Here is a 16,193-nt window from a genome sequence, read left to right as displayed (position 1 = left end):
ATGATGAACCTCATCAGACACCTCGCCGGCGCCGCGCCGGCGACCACGCGCGCGCCGCTCGTGGTCGGGGGCGTGCCCCTGGCCTGGCATCAAGAGCCCCTGCACCTGCTGCTGGCAGGCAGCACAGGCACCGGCAAAACCACCGCCGTGGCTGAGCTGCTGGACGGCCTCACGGACCGCGACGACCGCGCCGTGATCGTCGATCCCAATGGCGCGTACCTCGCCCAGTTCGGCGAGCCTGGCGACGTGGTGCTCAACGTCTTCGACAAGCGCGCCCCAGGGTGGTCGCCGTTCAACGAAGTCCGCAAGCCCTACGACTTCGACAAGATCGCGCGCTCCATCGTGCCCGATGGCCATGGGCCTGATGCGGCCTGGCACTTCTACTCGCAGGTGCTCATTGCCGAGGTCATGCGTGCGCTGCTGCGCGATGGCCGGGGCGACACCGCTGCGCTGCTGGAGGCCCTGACCATCTGGCCGGCGGAGAAGTTGCACACGCTCGTGGCCGGCACTGCGGCGGCGGGCCTCTTCGACAAGGAGGCGGCACGTGCGTTGGCGTCCACCCGCTTCGTGCTCTCCAGCCACTTGAAGCCCTACGACAGCCTGCAGCCGGGCGCGTTCAGCGTGCGCCAGTGGGTCGAGTCGGATGGGCAGGCGGCCAAGCGCCTGTTCATCACCTGGCGCGAAGACATGACCGCCTCGCTGGCCCCGCTGATCGCGGCCTGGGTGGACATCGTCTGCACGGCCACGCTGAGCCTGGCGCCCGACCCGCAGCGGCGGCTGTGGCTGCTGCTCGACGAGCTGCCCAGCATCGGCAAGATCGGCAGCCTGGAAGCCGCGCTGACCAAGGGCCGCAAGCACGGCCTGTGCTGCGTCGCGGGCATCCAGAGCACCGCCCAACTGGAGCGCCTCTACGGTCGAGAAAGCGCCATCGTGCTGCGCTCGTGCTTCCGCAACCTGGCCGTGTTCGGCCTGGCCAAGGCCGACCCCGACACCTGCGAAACCTTCAGCCGCGCCCTCGGTGAGCGCGAGGTGGACCGCGCCCAGCAAAGCCGCAGCCGGGGCGCCAGCGGATCGAGCCAGAGCGTGGCCATCCAGCGCGTGCGCGAGCGCGTCGTGCTGCCGGCGGAGCTGGCCGAGCTGCCCGACCTTACGGCCTTCCTGTGCCTGGCCGGCGCGCAGCCCGCGCGGCGCATCGCGCTGACCCCGAGGGCGCGGCCCGCCCACCTGGTCGCCATCGTCGAGTGACCGAACAAGAAAAGGACTTCCCATGCTCTCCATGTCCAACGTGGCCAACAGCGCCCATGCCGGCCAGTACTACGAACAGGCCGACGACTATTACTCCCGAGATCGCAGCCCCAGCCAGTGGAGCGGCCAGGCCGCCGCCGAGCTGGGCCTGAGCGGCGAAGTGAAGGGCGAGGACTTCCGCGCCCTGCTCGATGGCCGGTTGCCCAACGGCGTGCAACTGCACCATGCCGGCGAAGGCAGCGGCCGCCGGGGCGGCACCGACATGACCTTCAGCGCCCCCAAGAGCGTGTCGCTGCAGGCCTTGGTCGATGGCGACACACGGCTGCTGCAGGCCCACGAAACCGCCGTAACCCGTGCCCTCGAAAAAGCTGAAACCCTGGCCGCCTGCCGCGTGACGGAGGGCGGCGTGACCAGCCGCCAGACCACCGGCGTGCTCGCCGTGGCGCAGTTCCGACACGACCTCAGCCGCGCGGCCGATCCGCAGTTGCACACCCACGCCGTGGTCTTGAACGTCACCCAGCGCACCGATGGCCAGTGGCGTGCGCTCGACAACGAGCCGCTGTACCGCAACAAGATGTGGCTCGGGGCCTACTACCGCAGCGAACTGGCCAAGGAGGTGCAGGCCCTGGGCTACGAGCTGCGCGTGACCCATGCCGATGGCCGCTTCGAGCTGGCCCACGTCGGCGCCGAGCAGGTCAAGGCCTTCAGCAACCGCTCGCAGATGATCGAGCAGGCCTTGCAGGCCCAGGGCCTGAGCCGCGAAGACGCCAGCGCTCGCCAGTTGCAAGTTGCGGCGCTGCAGACCCGCCAGGGCAAGGAAGGCCACGACCGTGGCGCGCTGCTGGCCGAGTGGCGCGAGCGCGCGGCGGCGGCCGGCCTGCACCTGAACCGCTCCACGGCGCCGGTGGCGCGGGATGAGACGGCCCTGACCCAGGCGCGCTCGCAGGCCGCCGACCAGGCCGTGCGCTATGCCGCCGCGCACCTGATGGAGCGCGAGGCCGTGGTGCAGCGCGTGGACATCGAGCGCGCGGCGCTGGAGCGCGGCACCGGCCAGACCGATCTGGCCGCGATCCGCACGGCCATCGAGCAGGCCGTGCAGCGCGGCGAGCTGGTCCGGGGTGCGGCCGAGCACGCCGAGCGCTTCACGACCCCGCAGGCCCAGCAGCGCGAGCGTGAGATCCTCTCGATGGAGGCCACCGGGCGCGGCCAGGTGGCGCCGCTGATGAGCCGGGAGGCCGTGCAGCAGTCCTTGGCGCACAGCAAGCTCAACGAGGACCAGCGCGGCGTGGTCGCGCATGTGCTGGCCGGGCAGGACCGAGTGAGCGGCGTGCAGGGCGGCGCCGGCACCGGCAAGACCACGGCGCTGCGCGCGGTGCGCGAGCTGGCCGAGGATCGCGGCCTGCAGCTCGTCGGCGTCGCCCCTTCCGCAAGTGCCGCCCGCGAGCTGGGCCGCAGCGGCATGGACAGCCAGACCCTGGCGGCGCTGGCCACGCGCCAATACCCCGGCCTCAATGACAAAACCTTGGTGGTGCTCGACGAGGCCGGCATGGTCAGCGCCCGCGACATGCACGCCTTGCTCAAGGCAGCAGACCAGGCTGGATCGCGCGTGCTGCTGGTCGGCGACACCCAGCAGCTCAAGGCCGTGCAGGCGGGCCGGCCGTTCGCGCAGTTGCAGCAGGCGGGCATGGCCTGCGCGCAATTGCAGGAGATCCAGCGCCAGCAGGAGCCCGAACTCAAGCGCGCCGTCGAGCTGGCGGCGGCCGGCGACACGGCCGGCTCGCTGGCCCGGCTGCGCGCCAGCGTGGTCGAGATCGTGGACCATCGCGAGCGGCACCAGGGCATCGCGCGGGACTATGCCGCGCTGACCCGAGACGAGCGCGCCGCCACACTGGTCGTGGCCGGGACCAACCAGAACCGCGAGGCCATCAACCGCGAGGTGCGCCAGGCGCTGGGCCGCGCCGGCCAGGGCCAGGTGTTGCCCACCCTCAGCGGCAAGAACCTCACCGAGGCGCAGGCCTTGCGCACGGTGAGCTACGAGGCCGGCGACATGGTGCGGGCAGACCGCGACTACAAGGCCCTGGGCCTGCAGCGCGGCGAGCTGGCCACCGTGGTGGACGGCCGCGCCGGGGTGGTGACGCTGGAGCGCGCAGACGGCGAGCGCGTGGAGTGGCGGCCGGTGAACCAGCCGCACATGAGCGGCTTCACGCGGCACGAGCGCGAGCTGGCCGAGGGCGACCTGGTGCGCTTCACCCGCAACGACTACGCCCAGGGCTTCGTCAACGGCGAGCGCGCCACGGTGCTGGCCGTCGAGTCCGACCGCCTCCTTCTGGAAAAGCTCGACGGCTCGCGCCTGGTGCTCGACCCGGACAAGCCGCTGTACCTGGAGCACGGCTACTGCCAGACCGTGCACGCAGCCCAGGGCCAGACCTGCGGGCGCGTGCTGATCGAGTCGCCGGCCGCGAGCGGCGCCGGCAACGAGGCCAGCCACTATGTGGCGATCAGCCGCGCCACCCACGAGGTGAGGATCTACACCGACGATGCCCAGCGCCTGCCTGAGACGCTCAGCCGCGAGGACGGCAAGACCGCCGCGCTCGATCTGCAGCCGGAGAAGGACAAGCAGGCCTCGCGAGAGATGGCGCTCGGTGCGTAGAGCTTCTTAAAAAGACAAAGCGCTGCCCCAGCCCCGCTCACGCGGGGCTTCCTCAGCCGCTAAAGAAGGTGCGGCGGGTCAGCGAGTGGGCTGCTGACCGAGAGCGGCGTCGAGCATGTTCATCACCAGGCGCTGCTGCGGCAGCGGCAACTGCGCCAGGCGCTCCAGGCGCTGCTGCAGGCGCGGCGTCGGGCCGCGCTTGGCCGGAGCCTTGGCGCTGGCCGGCTGGCCCAGCAGCACATCGACCGGCGTCTGCAGCTCCTGCGACAGCGCGGGCAGCAGCGAGGCCGGCAGGCGCAGCCGCCCGCCCTCGTAGTGCGCCAGCGTCTGCTGGGCGATGCCCAGCGTGGCGGCCAGTTGCACCTGCGTGATGTTGTGTTCCTTGCGGGCCAAGGCGATGCGCTGGCCCAACTCCTTGAAGAAAGACTCGTCCTTGACGTTCACGGCCGGGGTGGGAGGGGTTGTGGTGTGCATCAGCTTAGGTCCGGCCTGAAGGGGCAAAGCGTCTCGGTGCCTTGTTCGTACTCTACGATAGAGTATCCTGATGTGGAGTTATTTATTTACTCCGTCCTGTTGGACCAAAGACCGAGCAACGCACTGGGAAATACCGATGGCCCGCATCCCCGACACCGAGCTTGAGCGCCTGAAAACCGACATCGACGTGCAGCAGCTCGTGCAGCAGAGCGGCGTGGAGCTGAAGAAGGCCGGCAAGGACTGGCTGGGCCGCTGCCCCTTCCACGCCGACGACACGTCCAGCCTGGTCGTCACGCCTGCGAAGAACCTCTGGCACTGCTTCGGCTGCAGCGCGGCCGGTGGCCCCATCGACTGGGTGATGCGCATGCAGGGTGTGAGCTTCCGCCATGCCGTCGAGCTGCTTAAAGCCGGTCCTTCCTCAGCCGCTGAAGCGGGCGACGCGCCCAAGCGCAGCCGCACGCGCCCGCTGCCGCCACCGGTGGCGCTCGATGCCGACGAGCAGACCCTGCTCGGCCAGGTCATCGACTACTACCACCAGACCTTGCTGCAGGCGCCCGAGGCGCTGGCCTACCTGCAGGCGCGCGGCATCGGCGACCCCGAGGCCGTCGCGCGCTTCCGCCTGGGCTACGCCAACCGCACCTTGGGCCTGCGGCTGCCCGAGCGCAACCGCGTCGCCGGCAACGAGCTGCGGACCAAGCTGCAACGCATCGGCATCTACCGCGACAGCGGCCACGAGCACCTGACGGGCAGCCTGGTCATCCCGGTGTTCGACGCGGCGGGCAACGTGGTCGAGGTGTACGGCCGCAAGCTGCTGGACAACCTGCGTCCTGGCACGCCCAAACACCTCTACCTGCCCGGCCCGCATGCCGGCGTGTGGAACCTCGATGGCGTGCAGGGCAGCGAAGAGGTCATCGTGTGCGAGTCGCTCATCGACGCGCTGACGTTCTGGTGCGCGGGCCTGCGCCACGTCACGACGGCGTATGGCGTCGAAGGCGTGACCGACGAGCTGCGTGCGCTGCTGGCCAGTCCCATCGACGGGCGCCCCCGGCGCGTGCTCATCGCGTTCGACCGCGACGACGCGGGCGAGCGCGGCGCGGCGAAGCTGGCCGAGGCGCTGATGGCCCAGGGCGTGGACTGCTACCGCGTGCAGTTCCCCAAGGGGCTCGACGCCAACGAATACGCGCGCAAGGTGCAGCCCGCCGCCAAGAGCCTGCCGCTGCTGGTGCGCCAGGCCGCTTGGCTCGGTGCCGGCACGCCGCCTGCGCGGCTGCCTGGCGAGCAGGTCGCCATCGAGGTCGAAGCGGCTGCGCCTGTGCCCATGCCGGAACTTCCTTCCTCAGCCGCTGCGCCGGCCGTGCCGGCGTCGCCTCCTGCGCCGAGCGCACCGCCCACGCCCGAACTGCCGGTGCAGGTCAAGGATGACGAGGTGGTGCTGGCCCTGGGCGAACGCCGCTGGCGCGTTCGCGGCCTGGCCAAGAACCTGGCCTTCGAGACGATGAAGGTCAATCTGCTGGTGTCGTGCGGCGACGCCTACTACGTGGACACGGTGGACCTGTACAGCGCGCGGCACCGCGCGCACTACCTCGCGGCGGCGGCCAAGGAACTGGCCGTGCGCGACGAGGTGCTCAAGACTGACATCGGTCGCATCCTCTTGAAGCTCGAAGCGCTGCAGGAAGAGCGCATCAAGGCCGCGACGAAGACCGAGCCGCAGGTGCCCGAGCTGAGCGAGGCCGAAGAGCTCGCGGCGCTGGACCTGCTCAAGAGCCCGGACCTGCTGCAGCGCATCCTGGCCGACTTCGAGGCCTGCGGCGTCGTGGGCGAGCGCGTGAATAAGCTCATGGGCTACCTCGCGGCCACCAGCCGCAAGCTCGACCGCCCGCTCGCGGTCGTCATCCAGAGCAGCAGTGCGGCGGGCAAGTCCAGCTTGATGGATGCCGTGCTGGCCTTCGTGCCCGAGGAAGAGCGCGTGCAGTTCTCTGCGCTGACGGGGCAAGCCCTGTTCTACATGGGCGAGACGAACCTGCAGCACAAGGTGCTCGCCATCAGCGAAGAGGAAGGCGCGCACCGCGCGGCCTACGCCTTGAAGCTCCTGCAGAGCGAAGGCGAGCTGACCATCGCCAGCACGGGCACCGACGCGGCCGGCAACCTGGTCACGCAGCAGTACAAGGTGTGCGGCCCGGTGATGCTGTTCCTCACGACGACGGCCATCGACATCGACGAAGAGCTGATGAACCGCTGCCTCGTGCTCAGCGTGGACGAAGGCCGCGAGCAGACCGCTGCTATCCACCGGCAGCAGCGGCTCGGCCGCACGCTCGATGGGCTCATCGCCAAGCAGCACAAACGCGAGGTGCTGGCCTTGCACCGCAACGCCCAGCGCCTGCTGCGACCGCTCGCCGTCGTGAACCCCTACGCCGACCGCCTGACCTTCCTCGATGACCGCACGCGCACGCGCCGCGACCACGGCAAGTACCTGGCGCTGATGGACGTGCTCGCGCTACTGCACCAGCATCAGCGGCCGGTGCGCACGGCCAGCGTCGGCGGCCAGGTCATCGAGTACGTCGAAGTCACGCTGGCCGACATCGAGCAGGCCAACGCCCTGGCGCACGAGGTGCTCGGCCGGTCCCTGGACGAGCTGCCGCCGCAGACCCGCAAGCTGCTGGCCATCGTGCAGCACCTGGTGCAGGCCAAGGCCGTCGAGCAGAGCATCGAGCCGCGCGCCGTCCGCTTCAGCCGCGCCGAGGTGCGCCGCGCAGCAGGCGCCTCGGACACGCAGTGCCGGCTGCACCTGGAGCGCCTCACGGCGATGGAATACCTGCTGGTGCATCGCGGCATGCGGGGCCAGTCGTTCGAGTACGAGCTGCTGTTCGACGGTTCGGCCGACGAGCACCGGCCGCGCCTGGCCGGGCTCATCGACGTGGGCGCGCTGCAGCTCGAAGCGCTGGAAGCCGGGGCCGAAGCCGCGACTACGACGGCGAGTTCGCGGGGGGCAGGGGTGGAGTTCGCGGGGTCAACGCGGCCCCAACGCGCTCTCGTCGCGGGGGCTTCGCGGCCGGGGTCATCGCTCGCAACGCCAGCACTGGCGCGGCTTCCCGCCGAACCGCTCGATGACGAGCCCCCAGCAAGGCCACCCCACCTGAACGGCGCCGCGCCGTCGTACCTGCAAACCGGAGAAGTGCAATGACCGCCACCGACCAGACCCGCAACCCACGCCGCCCTGGCAAGACCCCCGGGCCGCTGCGCTACGCAGGCGACCCCGAGACGCCGGGCGGCTGGCGCGGCTACCTGGTGGACTTCATCGCCTGGGCCGAGGCGATGCACTACTCGCCGCACACCATCAAGAACCGCCGCATCGACGTGGGCTACTTCATCGACTGGTGCGAAGAGCGCGCCGTGATGACGCCGCAGGCGGTCACGCGGGCGATGCTGGAGCGCTACCGCCAGCACGTCTTCCACTACCGGCGCAAGACCGACGGCCTGCCGCTGTCGTTCCAGTGCCAGGGCAAGCGGCTGATTGCCGTGCGCGTGTTCTTCCAGTGGCTCACGCGCCAGCACCACTTGATGTTTAACCCCGCCAGCGAACTGGAGCTGCCCCGGCCCGAGAAGCGCCTGCCGCGCCACATCTTGACCATCGCCGAGGTCGAGCAGGTCATCAACACCTGCGACACGACGGAGCCCACCGGCCTGGGCCTGCGCGACCGCGCGATGCTGGAGACGCTCTACAGCACCGGCATGCGGCGCAGCGAGCTGGTCGAGCTGCACATCGACGACGTGGACCTGCCGCGCGGCACGGTGCACGTGCGCCAGGGCAAGGGCAAGAAGGACCGCGTGGTGCCCATCGGTGAGCGCGCGGTGGCCTGGGTCACCCGCTACCTCTACGAGGTGCGCGAGCGCTACGTCGAGCTGCCCGACGACGGGCACCTGTTCCTGGCCAAGCACGGCGAGGCGATGCAGGGCAAGCAGCTCTCCGTCATCGTCAAGCTCGCCATCGAGCGGGCCCACCTGGAGCGCTTCCAGACCACGCACCCGAACGCCGCGTGCCACCTGTTCCGCCACGCCTGCGCGACCCACATGCTGGAGGCCGGCGCCGACATCCGCTACATCCAGGCGCTGCTCGGCCACGCCGACCTGAGCACGACCGAGGTCTATACGCAGGTGAGCATCGGCAAGCTCAAGGCCGTGCACACGGCGACCCATCCGGCGCGTCTGCAGCCCCGCCAAGGCGCGAACGCCGATGCGCTGGCGCCTGACCCTCAGCCCACGGCTGACGCGCTGCTGCAGGCCCTGGCGGCTGAAGCGGCGGCCGATGCCGCCCACACCGCCACCGATACCCCGACCATCCATCCCTGAACGAGCCCGCCATGCCCCGCAAGACCAACCGCCTGACCCTGCAACTGCCGCCTGAGTTCGTCGAGCTGTGCGATGGCGACGGCGTGACGCCCGAGATGGTGCTGACGGGCTTCATCGCCGACCTGGCCGGCATCATGAACTGGGCCGACAACCCGCGCGCGGACGGCTACAGCAGCAACGGCAGCGACGAGCGCCGCATGGCGATGGAGTATTACGAGCGCGTCGGCTACCCCTGGTTCAACGGGGGCTGACCCCGCCGCCCGCAGCCTGGCCGCGCCCCGGGCTTCTTCCTCTTAGCCGCCACCGCGCGCCAGCGCGGTAACGCCCATCCCGCGCGCGTGCGCGATGGGCACAATGGGCCTCTGGAGAAAAAACCACCACGCCACGGGAGGCCGTCTTCTACTTCGCTCCGCAACCCCGCGTCACGCCTCAGGAAAACGCCTGCAACTACGGCGGATGGGTGCCTGGGCGGAGCTACACGCAGTCCGATCCCATCGGGCTGGCGGGGGGGATCAATACGTACAGCTACGTCGGGGGGAACCCCGTCAAGTACACGGATCCCACCGGCTTGATCTTCCCGGCGCTGGCGATTCCCTGGATCGCGGGCGGTATCACAGCAATGGACGTGGGCGCTACGGTCGCCATTGTTGGTGGTGGCTTGGCGGTGCTGGACAGGATGTTTAGCTCGAGATTGCCCTCTGGGTTTTGGCCCGGGGACAAGGGAGCTGAAGAGTGGGGGCGCCGCAATGGCATTGGCAAAGACGCCGGGAGAAAAAGATTCCACAACATCAAGGGCAACAACAAAGGCAAGCCGGGATCCAGGGCTGGCGATGCTTGTGGCGTAAATCCTGGCACTGGGGAAGTCATTGACGGGAACGGTGAACACTTGGGAGATCTAAACGTTGGCCACTAGTCTGGACATCACTTTCAGGCTGTACCTTCGCGGCGACAACCTCGTGCCGGCTCATGTGAGCTGCGCACTTGGTCTCGAACCAACAGGGGCTCAGCAAAAGGGCCTTCCGTTCAATTCAAGAAACCCAACTCGACTCGCCAAATTTGGTGTGTGGAGCTTTGCACGCGATGCCATGGCTGAGCAGTACCACCTTGTGAACTTCCTTCATGACATTGAGGCAGCCGTTCAGAGGGCAGGATGCCAACTACTGGACGTCGAAGGAGTAGAGGAGGCCTGGGTAGATGTCTACATGCTCCAAACGGCAGGAGCACTCGACGACCTTTCCGACTGCGAGTTGCAAATCGGATTACCGGAAATCAACATGCTGAAGGCGCTTGACCTGCATATCGATGTGACGTTTGGCGTCGTAGGCGAGTGAGCCCTCAGGGCCCGACAGTCTGCCCACGCCGCCAGATCGCATCTGGCGCTGCCCCCCAACTACCACCAATTCGCGCCGGGGCGGATCTATACAGTCGGCCCTGCAATATTCACTTTCGGCGCCGATCTGTCGCCGCCCAACAGGACCTGAGCCTGAACAACGGGGCCTATCCGGCGCAATCCGCCAGCCTGGGCTATGACAGCGGCCTGCGTCTGAACAGCTACAGCGGTGGTGGCAACAGCCTGAGCCACGGCTACGACGCCGTGGGCAACCGCATCAGCAGCACCGAGAACGGCAGCAATTTGGCCCCCAGCGTCGCGGCCGGAAGCAACCGGGTGACGGCAGTGGGCGGACCGCAATGGCGCAATCTGGCCTACAACGCGCTGGGCCAGCTGGCCAGCGAGAGCCGCTGGGACGGCAGCCGCAGCTACAGCTACGACGCCTTCGAGCGCCTGCAAAGCCTGAGCATCAATGGCAGCGTGGTGGCCAACTACTGGAGCAATGCCCTGAACCAGCGGGCGATGAAGCGCTCCGCCGCTGGCGACACCCGCTATGTCTACGGTCAGGGTGGCGAGTTGCTGGCCGAGTTGGGCCCGGGTGGCAGCAGCGCCCACATCTGGTTGTTTGGTCAGCCCCTGGCCCTGGTGAAGAACGGCAATCTGTACTACGTGCACGCCGACCAACTGGGCCGCCCCGAAGTGCTGAGCACGCCCACCGGCGCCCTGGCCTGGCGCGCCGCCCTGAGCGGCTGGAACCGCACGGTGGCGCTGGACCAGGTGGGCGGCTATGCGCTGGGTTTTCCGGGGCAGTACCTCGATGCCGAGAGCGGGCTTTGGTACAACTGGAACCGCTACTACGACGCGCAGTTGGGGCGGTATACCCAGTCCGATCCCATCGGGCTCCAAGGAGGGATCAATACCTATGCATACGTGGGTGGGAACCCCATCAGCGGCATCGATCCCTACGGGCTCTTCGACATCACGAACCCTGCGGACTGGCCGACGATTCCGCAAGGTGTTGTGAATGCATGCGCAGGGTTCGGCGACGGTGTTTCGCTGGGCATCACCGCTGGCATTCGAGGCTTGATGGGCACCAACGATGCAGTTGACTTCTCGTCGCCCGAGTACTTGGGCGGTCTTGTTGCTGGCGCAGTGGTGACGACCCGAGGCTACGCAACCGGTGCTGAGTTGAGCATCGGTCGCAACTTCAGAATCGCGCCTTGGGGAAATCGAACGGGTCATCCGGCGGGTCGATATCCGCACTATCACCGCCGGGGTACCGACGCGAACGGCAACACGCTGCCGGGCCAAGGCATCGGTCGCCATAGACCCTGGGACAAGAAGTCGACTGACACCTGCGGCTGCGATCGCTTCTGATGAAAACGCCGATCTCGATCAACGACCACGGGGACGTCAGCACCTTCGCTTCGGTCGAAGAGGCAGAGACCTACATGGAGCCCATCGACGTTGAGCGTGGGGAGTACATCGTCACGGATGCCGATGGTCGTCCCCTCGCAGTCGAGGTTGTGCTGCAAGAAGCACCGCTGTTCTGGGGGCTCTGGAAGACCCGCATCAAGAAGGTACGCATCGCCGATCCAGCCTCTGGCAATCGTTCCTGAATCGATGGTGGCGCGCTCGTGTTGAGGTCTAGCCTGACCACGCCTGTGGTCAGGCTGCCGGCGTAAAGCCGTTCCGCAACGTTGCCCGGCCACTTGCGTGGCCGCTCGCGGCTCTGGCAAGATCGCTCCCGCAAAGACATTGCAGCCGGCTTGCCCGGCTGCCTACCGCCCACCGTGGCCCTTCGGGGCGCGTTGGACCGGTTCATCAACGCGGCGCCTTCGTGCGCTGCTACCTAGTCAGGCCTCCGAGCCTGACCGAGAAGTCCCCCACCGTGGGGCGGCGATGCGAGGCCTTCGGGATCCCGCAAAGCGGCGAAACAGGGAAGGTGCGTCCGCAGGGACCATCGACCTTGATCGCACCATGAAGAGCTGCCGCATGGCAGCCCACTCGGCCAAGCTGCCGAGCTGAACCCCCATCAGGCCGGCTCTCTGCCGGCCTACCAGGTCGGCGCACGTCCGCGTGCGCTCGAACACCGGCACGCCTTCGCGCGTGCCCCTGAGCCTGCATCGCCTCCGCATTTGCGGGGTCAGGCCTCAAATTTGAACCCCTGCGTTTGCGGGGTCAGGCCTCAAACTTGAACCCCGGCGAATGTCAGCTACGACAAGTGCAGCAACGGCCGCGTCCGCCTGTGCGGCATCAGCTATGCCTATGACGGCGCCGGCGCGCTGGCCCGGCAGGTCAACGTGATCCAGGGCCAGAACCTGAGCGCCACGCTCAATGGCAGCACCATCACGCTGGCGGACAGCTTTGTCTATCACCCCGGCAGCGCCCAGCCCCTGGCCTGGCGCCTGGGCAACAACCTGCAACGCCGCCTGGTGCAGGATGCCTCGGGGCGGCTGGTCCAGGTGGCCAGCCCCGGGGTGCAGGACCTGAGCCTGAACTGGAATACCAATGACACCGTGGCCAGCCTGAACAACGGGGCCTATCCGGCGCAGTCCGCCAGCCTGGGTTATGACAGCGGCCTGCGCCTGAGCAGCTACAACGGTGGCGGCAACAGCCTGAGCCACGGCTACGACGCCGTGGGCAACCGCATCAGCAGCAGCGAGAACGGCAGCAATTTGGCCCCCAGCGTCGCGGCCGGAAGCAACCGGGTGACGGCAGTGGGCGGACCGCAATGGCGCAATCTGGCCTACAACGCGCTGGGCCAGCTGGCCAGCGAGAGCCGCTGGGACGGCAGCCGCAGCTACAGCTACGACGCCTTCGAGCGCCTGCAAAGCCTGAGCATCAATGGCAGCGTGGTGGCCAACTACTGGAGCAATGCCCTGAACCAGCGGGCGATGAAGCGCTCCGCCGCTGGCGACACCCGCTATGTCTACGGTCAGGGTGGCGAGTTGCTGGCCGAGTTGGGCCCGAGCGGCAGCAGCGCCCACATCTGGTTGTTCGGTCAGCCCCTGGCCCTGGTGAAGAACGGCAATCTGTACTACGTGCACGCCGACCAACTGGGCCGCCCCGAAGTGCTGAGCACGCCCACCGGCGCCCTGGCTTGGCGCGCCGCCCTGAGCGGCTGGAACCGCACGGTGGCGCTGGACCAGGTGGGCGGCTATGCGCTGGGTTTTCCGGGGCAGTACCTCGATGCCGAGAGCGGGCTTTGGTACAACTGGAACCGCTACTACGACGCGCAGTTGGGGCGGTATACGCAGTCCGATCCCATCGGGCTCGAAGGCGGGATCAATACGTACGCATATGCGGAAGGCGATCCGGTCAACATGATTGATCCGGACGGGCGGTTGGCCTTCTTGCTGCCGGCGATTCCTTGGGTCCTCGGCGGCGGCGTGACGGCGATGGACGTCGGTGCGACGGTTGCAATTGTTGGCGGTGGTGCAGCATTGATTGACCGGATGTTTTCGAAGGGCGGCAGCCAGAACATCAGGGACACGGGTCTGATCGGCGTTCCGGATGAAGAAATTGATCGCCGACTAAAGGACCCAACTACTAGCCCGGGCGAGAGAAAGCGGTTGGAGAAGGAACAAAAAGCGAGGGGAAACCGCAATAAGTCCAAAGACAGTCGCAAGAAATGCCCTTAACGGTGAGGTGATGATGCTGTACTGTTCCCACGCCATTTTTTACTTCAAGCTGCTTGAGGCGGCGCAGGACTCGTTCCTCGTTCATGAAAACATCTACCTGATCGAGGCTGAGGATGAAGAGACAGCTGCGAGACTTGCCGTCGACCTCGCCAAGGCCAATGAAGACACTAGTGAAGATGGGCACCTTGAACTCAATGAGCAAAAGGCAGCGTATCTCTTTGCGGGTATTCGCAAAATCATCGAAGTAGCGTCGAGCCCCATGCCGATCAATGCGGCGGGGCTGGTCGGGTTGGAGCTGAGTTATTCGCAGTTCGAAGTGGACACCCTCGATCAGGTACTCGCTCTTGCGCGGGGTGACATGGTTGAGGTGCTGTACAGGGAGTAGGGATTGCCCCCTGGCGTGCCCTGGGGTCGCTCAGGCGGGCTCAGGGGTCAGATATGGCCTTGAAAATCAAGCTTGGGCATCGCGATGCGCGGATCAAAAGACAAGCCTGAGCGCACCGCAACGTAGATCAGCATCGCCAGCTTGTGCATGCAGGCACCCACCACGGCCTGAATCGCCCCGGCTTCTCCAGACGTGAAGCGACCGAGATCAATCAAGTTGCCCGAGTTGCAGCTTGTTCAGCCGGCCTGCCCCGGCCCCCACACCAACAGCAAGTTGTTCGCCGGCATCGCCACCCGCTCGCGCAGGTACAGCCCCGCCCGCGCTGCCTCGACGCGCACCGCGTCCAGGTTGCGCAAACCCCAGCCCGGGTTGCGCGACTTGAGGTCGGCATCGAAGGCCAGATTGCTAGGGGCCGTGGGGACGTCGGACTCCAAGTAGGGCCCATAGCTCACCAGACAGCCCCCGGGCGCCAGATGGCGCGCCGCCCCTTGCATCAGCCCCGCGCAGCAGGCCCAGGGCGCGATGTGCAGCACATTGGCGCAGAAGATCAGCTCAAAGCCGGCCGCATCCACCGGCCAGTCGGGCGCGCTGACGTCCAGAGCCAGAGGTGGCAAGCAGCGCGGGCCCAACTCAAGCTGCAGTTGCTGCAACCCGGCGCGCTTGTCGGCATCGAACTCGCTGGGCTGCCAGGTCCAGCCGGGCAGCCCAGCCAAGAAATGGCGCGCGTGCTGGCCGCTACCCGAGGCGATCTCCAAGGCCCGCCCCTGCGGCGGCAGCAGACGCTGCAGTTGTTCCAGAATGGGCTGCTTGTTGCGCTCAGCGGCAGGGGAGTGAAAGTGCATGCCCCTCAGCTTAGAGGCTTGAGCAGCCGGCCCAGGCGCGGCAGGTAGTAGGCCTCGGGATCGCCCGAGACCAGCAGGCGCTGCACCCGGCCGATCAACAGCGCGCGCGGCACGGGACCGAAGTAGCGCGAGTCGTGGCTGTTGTCGCGGTTGTCGCCCAGCATGAAGTACTGACCCTCGCCCAGTGTCCAGCTGCCATCGCGCAGCGCGGGCACGGTGGGCAGGCCCTGCACCGCGTGCCGGCGCGCACCGAGCTGCTCTTGCGCACGCCAGGCCGGGACGTGGGCGCCACTGGGCAGCGGCTCTTCGACGAGCTCAGCCTCCTCCAGCGTCTGGGCCTGGCCGTTGATCCACAACTGCCCCCCCTGCAACTCAACGCGATCACCGGGCAGGCCCACCACGCGCTTGAGCAATCGCGTGCCGTCCGCCGGCGAGCCGAAAGTGACGATATCGCCGCGCTCCGGCCCCTGCCACTGCGCCAGCACCACATCGGTGAGCGGCAGCTTGAGCTGGTAGGCCAGCCGGTTCACCAGCACCACATCGCCCTCGACGATGGTGGGCCGCATCGACCCGGTGGGCACCGGGTTCCAGTCCGCCACCGCGGTGCGGAACAGGCCGAAAAGCAAGAGAAACATCACAAAGCCGCGTTGCTGCCGCCACCAGGATTTCATGGTCTGTACTCCTTGAGAGGCTGCAGCCTAGGTCACCCCCTTCTGCCATGGCGCCTGCATGCGGCGAACGCACGGTGGCGGCGGCCAATGGCGGAGCGGCGCGCATGAATGGAGCCCTTAGCATGCCCATCCGTTTTCAACAGGGAGAACCCACACCATGTCCCATCCCCTCGCCATCGGCCTGAGCCTGCTCGTCGCCGCAACCGCCGCTCAGGCCGCTGAGAACCGCACCCTCAGCCATCTGCGCATCAGCCTCAGCACCCCCGAGGCCGCCGTCTTCGAGGCCGTCAGTGCCGCCGCGCTGCCGCAATGCTTGGCGCTCGGCAGTTCGGCCCACCACGACGCGGGCAAATCCGTCTACCAACTGCGCGGCGATTGCTACGGCCTGAGCAGCCCGACCCAAGCCGAGGCCGTGCGGCGTGCCATGCACAAGGCCATGGGCAAGGGCCCTGGCAACCTTGAAGTGGATGTGGTGTGGAAATTCGAGATGTCCGCCACCCCGACCACGGGCGAGCACGCCGGCCACGGCGACAAGAGCGCCAGCAAAAAGAGCTGCCCGGACTGTGAGGGCAAGTAAGTAGACCGACGACGCCGGCGCCGCCGCC

The 16,193-nt window shown here is 67.7% G+C and carries 16 protein-coding genes; 12 read left to right on the top strand and 4 right to left on the bottom strand.

Annotated elements, in window-relative coordinates; translation table 11 throughout:
* The first annotated feature begins 3 nt into the window (after nucleotides 1–3).
* Together FF090_RS01760 and mobF are read left to right on the top strand one after the other, a co-directional pair.
* The gene (locus FF090_RS01760; RefSeq protein ID WP_175423466.1) at nucleotides 4–1,245 is read left to right on the top strand and encodes a type IV secretion system DNA-binding domain-containing protein; all 1,242 of its coding nucleotides are present in this window, start codon (nucleotides 4–6) and stop codon (nucleotides 1,243–1,245) included.
* A 22-nt stretch (nucleotides 1,246–1,267) separates the two neighbouring features.
* Nucleotides 1,268–3,895 (top strand): MobF family relaxase, encoded by a 2,628-nt coding sequence (mobF, locus tag FF090_RS01755; protein ID WP_138855097.1) that lies wholly within the window; start codon nucleotides 1,268–1,270, stop codon nucleotides 3,893–3,895.
* Between the two features lie 78 nt (nucleotides 3,896–3,973).
* On the opposite strand, the gene FF090_RS01750 is transcribed toward mobF, so the two are convergent.
* Nucleotides 3,974–4,369 (bottom strand): helix-turn-helix domain-containing protein, encoded by a 396-nt coding sequence (locus FF090_RS01750; protein ID WP_138855096.1) that lies wholly within the window; start codon nucleotides 4,367–4,369, stop codon nucleotides 3,974–3,976.
* Between the two features lie 136 nt (nucleotides 4,370–4,505).
* Here FF090_RS01750 and FF090_RS01745 point away from each other — a divergent pair, with 136 nt between their 5' ends.
* The 9 genes from FF090_RS01745 (at nucleotide 4,506) to FF090_RS01705 (ending at nucleotide 14,075) form a co-directional block, all read left to right on the top strand.
* On the top strand, nucleotides 4,506–7,550 hold the full coding sequence (locus FF090_RS01745) for a CHC2 zinc finger domain-containing protein (RefSeq protein ID WP_138855095.1): 3,045 nt from the start codon (nucleotides 4,506–4,508) through the stop codon (nucleotides 7,548–7,550).
* Entirely contained in the window at nucleotides 7,547–8,716 is a 1,170-nt protein-coding gene (gene xerC, locus FF090_RS01740) for a site-specific tyrosine recombinase XerC (RefSeq protein ID WP_138855094.1), read from the top strand. Before FF090_RS01745 ends, xerC begins: the two co-directional genes overlap by 4 nt.
* A gap of 11 nt (nucleotides 8,717–8,727) precedes the next feature.
* Nucleotides 8,728–8,967: a hypothetical protein gene (locus tag FF090_RS01735; RefSeq protein ID WP_138855093.1), complete on the top strand. Its 240-nt coding sequence runs from the start codon at nucleotides 8,728–8,730 to the stop codon at nucleotides 8,965–8,967.
* Nucleotides 8,968–9,176: 209 nt separating this feature from the next.
* Nucleotides 9,177–9,629: an RHS repeat-associated core domain-containing protein gene (locus FF090_RS19685; RefSeq protein ID WP_138855092.1), complete on the top strand. Its 453-nt coding sequence runs from the start codon at nucleotides 9,177–9,179 to the stop codon at nucleotides 9,627–9,629.
* Nucleotides 9,619–10,047, top strand: coding sequence for a DUF4279 domain-containing protein (locus tag FF090_RS01725; protein ID WP_138855091.1), 429 nt, complete (start codon nucleotides 9,619–9,621; stop codon nucleotides 10,045–10,047). Before FF090_RS19685 ends, FF090_RS01725 begins: the two co-directional genes overlap by 11 nt.
* Entirely contained in the window at nucleotides 10,044–11,423 is a 1,380-nt protein-coding gene (locus FF090_RS19720; protein WP_310732983.1) for an RHS repeat-associated core domain-containing protein, read from the top strand. The genes FF090_RS01725 and FF090_RS19720 overlap by 4 nt, the downstream gene beginning before the upstream one ends.
* The gene (locus FF090_RS01715; RefSeq protein WP_138855090.1) at nucleotides 11,423–11,665 is read left to right on the top strand and encodes a hypothetical protein; all 243 of its coding nucleotides are present in this window, start codon (nucleotides 11,423–11,425) and stop codon (nucleotides 11,663–11,665) included. The genes FF090_RS19720 and FF090_RS01715 overlap by 1 nt, the downstream gene beginning before the upstream one ends.
* Before the next feature lie 684 nt (nucleotides 11,666–12,349).
* Nucleotides 12,350–13,690 carry an RHS repeat domain-containing protein gene (locus FF090_RS19460; RefSeq protein WP_138855089.1) on the top strand — a complete coding sequence of 447 codons (1,341 nt, stop codon included), beginning with the start codon at nucleotides 12,350–12,352 and terminating at the stop codon, nucleotides 13,688–13,690.
* Nucleotides 13,691–13,703: 13 nt separating this feature from the next.
* A complete protein-coding gene (locus FF090_RS01705) occupies nucleotides 13,704–14,075 on the top strand; it encodes a DUF4288 domain-containing protein (RefSeq protein WP_138855088.1) in 372 nt (123 codons plus the stop codon).
* Nucleotides 14,076–14,122: 47 nt separating this feature from the next.
* Here the strand turns inward: FF090_RS01705 and FF090_RS19040 are convergent, their stop codons facing one another.
* Genes FF090_RS19040 through lepB form a run of 3 tightly spaced genes read right to left on the bottom strand, consistent with a single transcriptional unit; the run spans nucleotide 14,123 to nucleotide 15,588 of the window.
* On the bottom strand, nucleotides 14,123–14,290 hold the full coding sequence (locus FF090_RS19040) for a hypothetical protein (RefSeq protein ID WP_175423465.1): 168 nt from the start codon (nucleotides 14,288–14,290) through the stop codon (nucleotides 14,123–14,125).
* A gap of 21 nt (nucleotides 14,291–14,311) precedes the next feature.
* Nucleotides 14,312–14,917, bottom strand: coding sequence for a DUF938 domain-containing protein (locus FF090_RS01700; RefSeq protein WP_138855087.1), 606 nt, complete (start codon nucleotides 14,915–14,917; stop codon nucleotides 14,312–14,314).
* Between the two features lie 5 nt (nucleotides 14,918–14,922).
* Entirely contained in the window at nucleotides 14,923–15,588 is a 666-nt protein-coding gene (lepB, locus tag FF090_RS01695; protein ID WP_217503014.1) for a signal peptidase I, read from the bottom strand.
* Between the two features lie 157 nt (nucleotides 15,589–15,745).
* Here lepB and FF090_RS01690 point away from each other — a divergent pair, with 157 nt between their 5' ends.
* A complete protein-coding gene (locus FF090_RS01690; RefSeq protein ID WP_138855086.1) occupies nucleotides 15,746–16,165 on the top strand; it encodes a hypothetical protein in 420 nt (139 codons plus the stop codon).
* The last annotated feature ends 28 nt before the right edge of the window (nucleotides 16,166–16,193 follow it).

The sequence above is a fragment of the Inhella inkyongensis genome (assembly GCF_005952805.1).
Taxonomy (GTDB): Bacteria; Pseudomonadota; Gammaproteobacteria; order Burkholderiales; family Burkholderiaceae_C; genus Inhella; species Inhella inkyongensis.
Note: the sequence above shows the minus strand (reverse complement) of the source record. Positions and strands in the feature narration are given on the sequence as shown.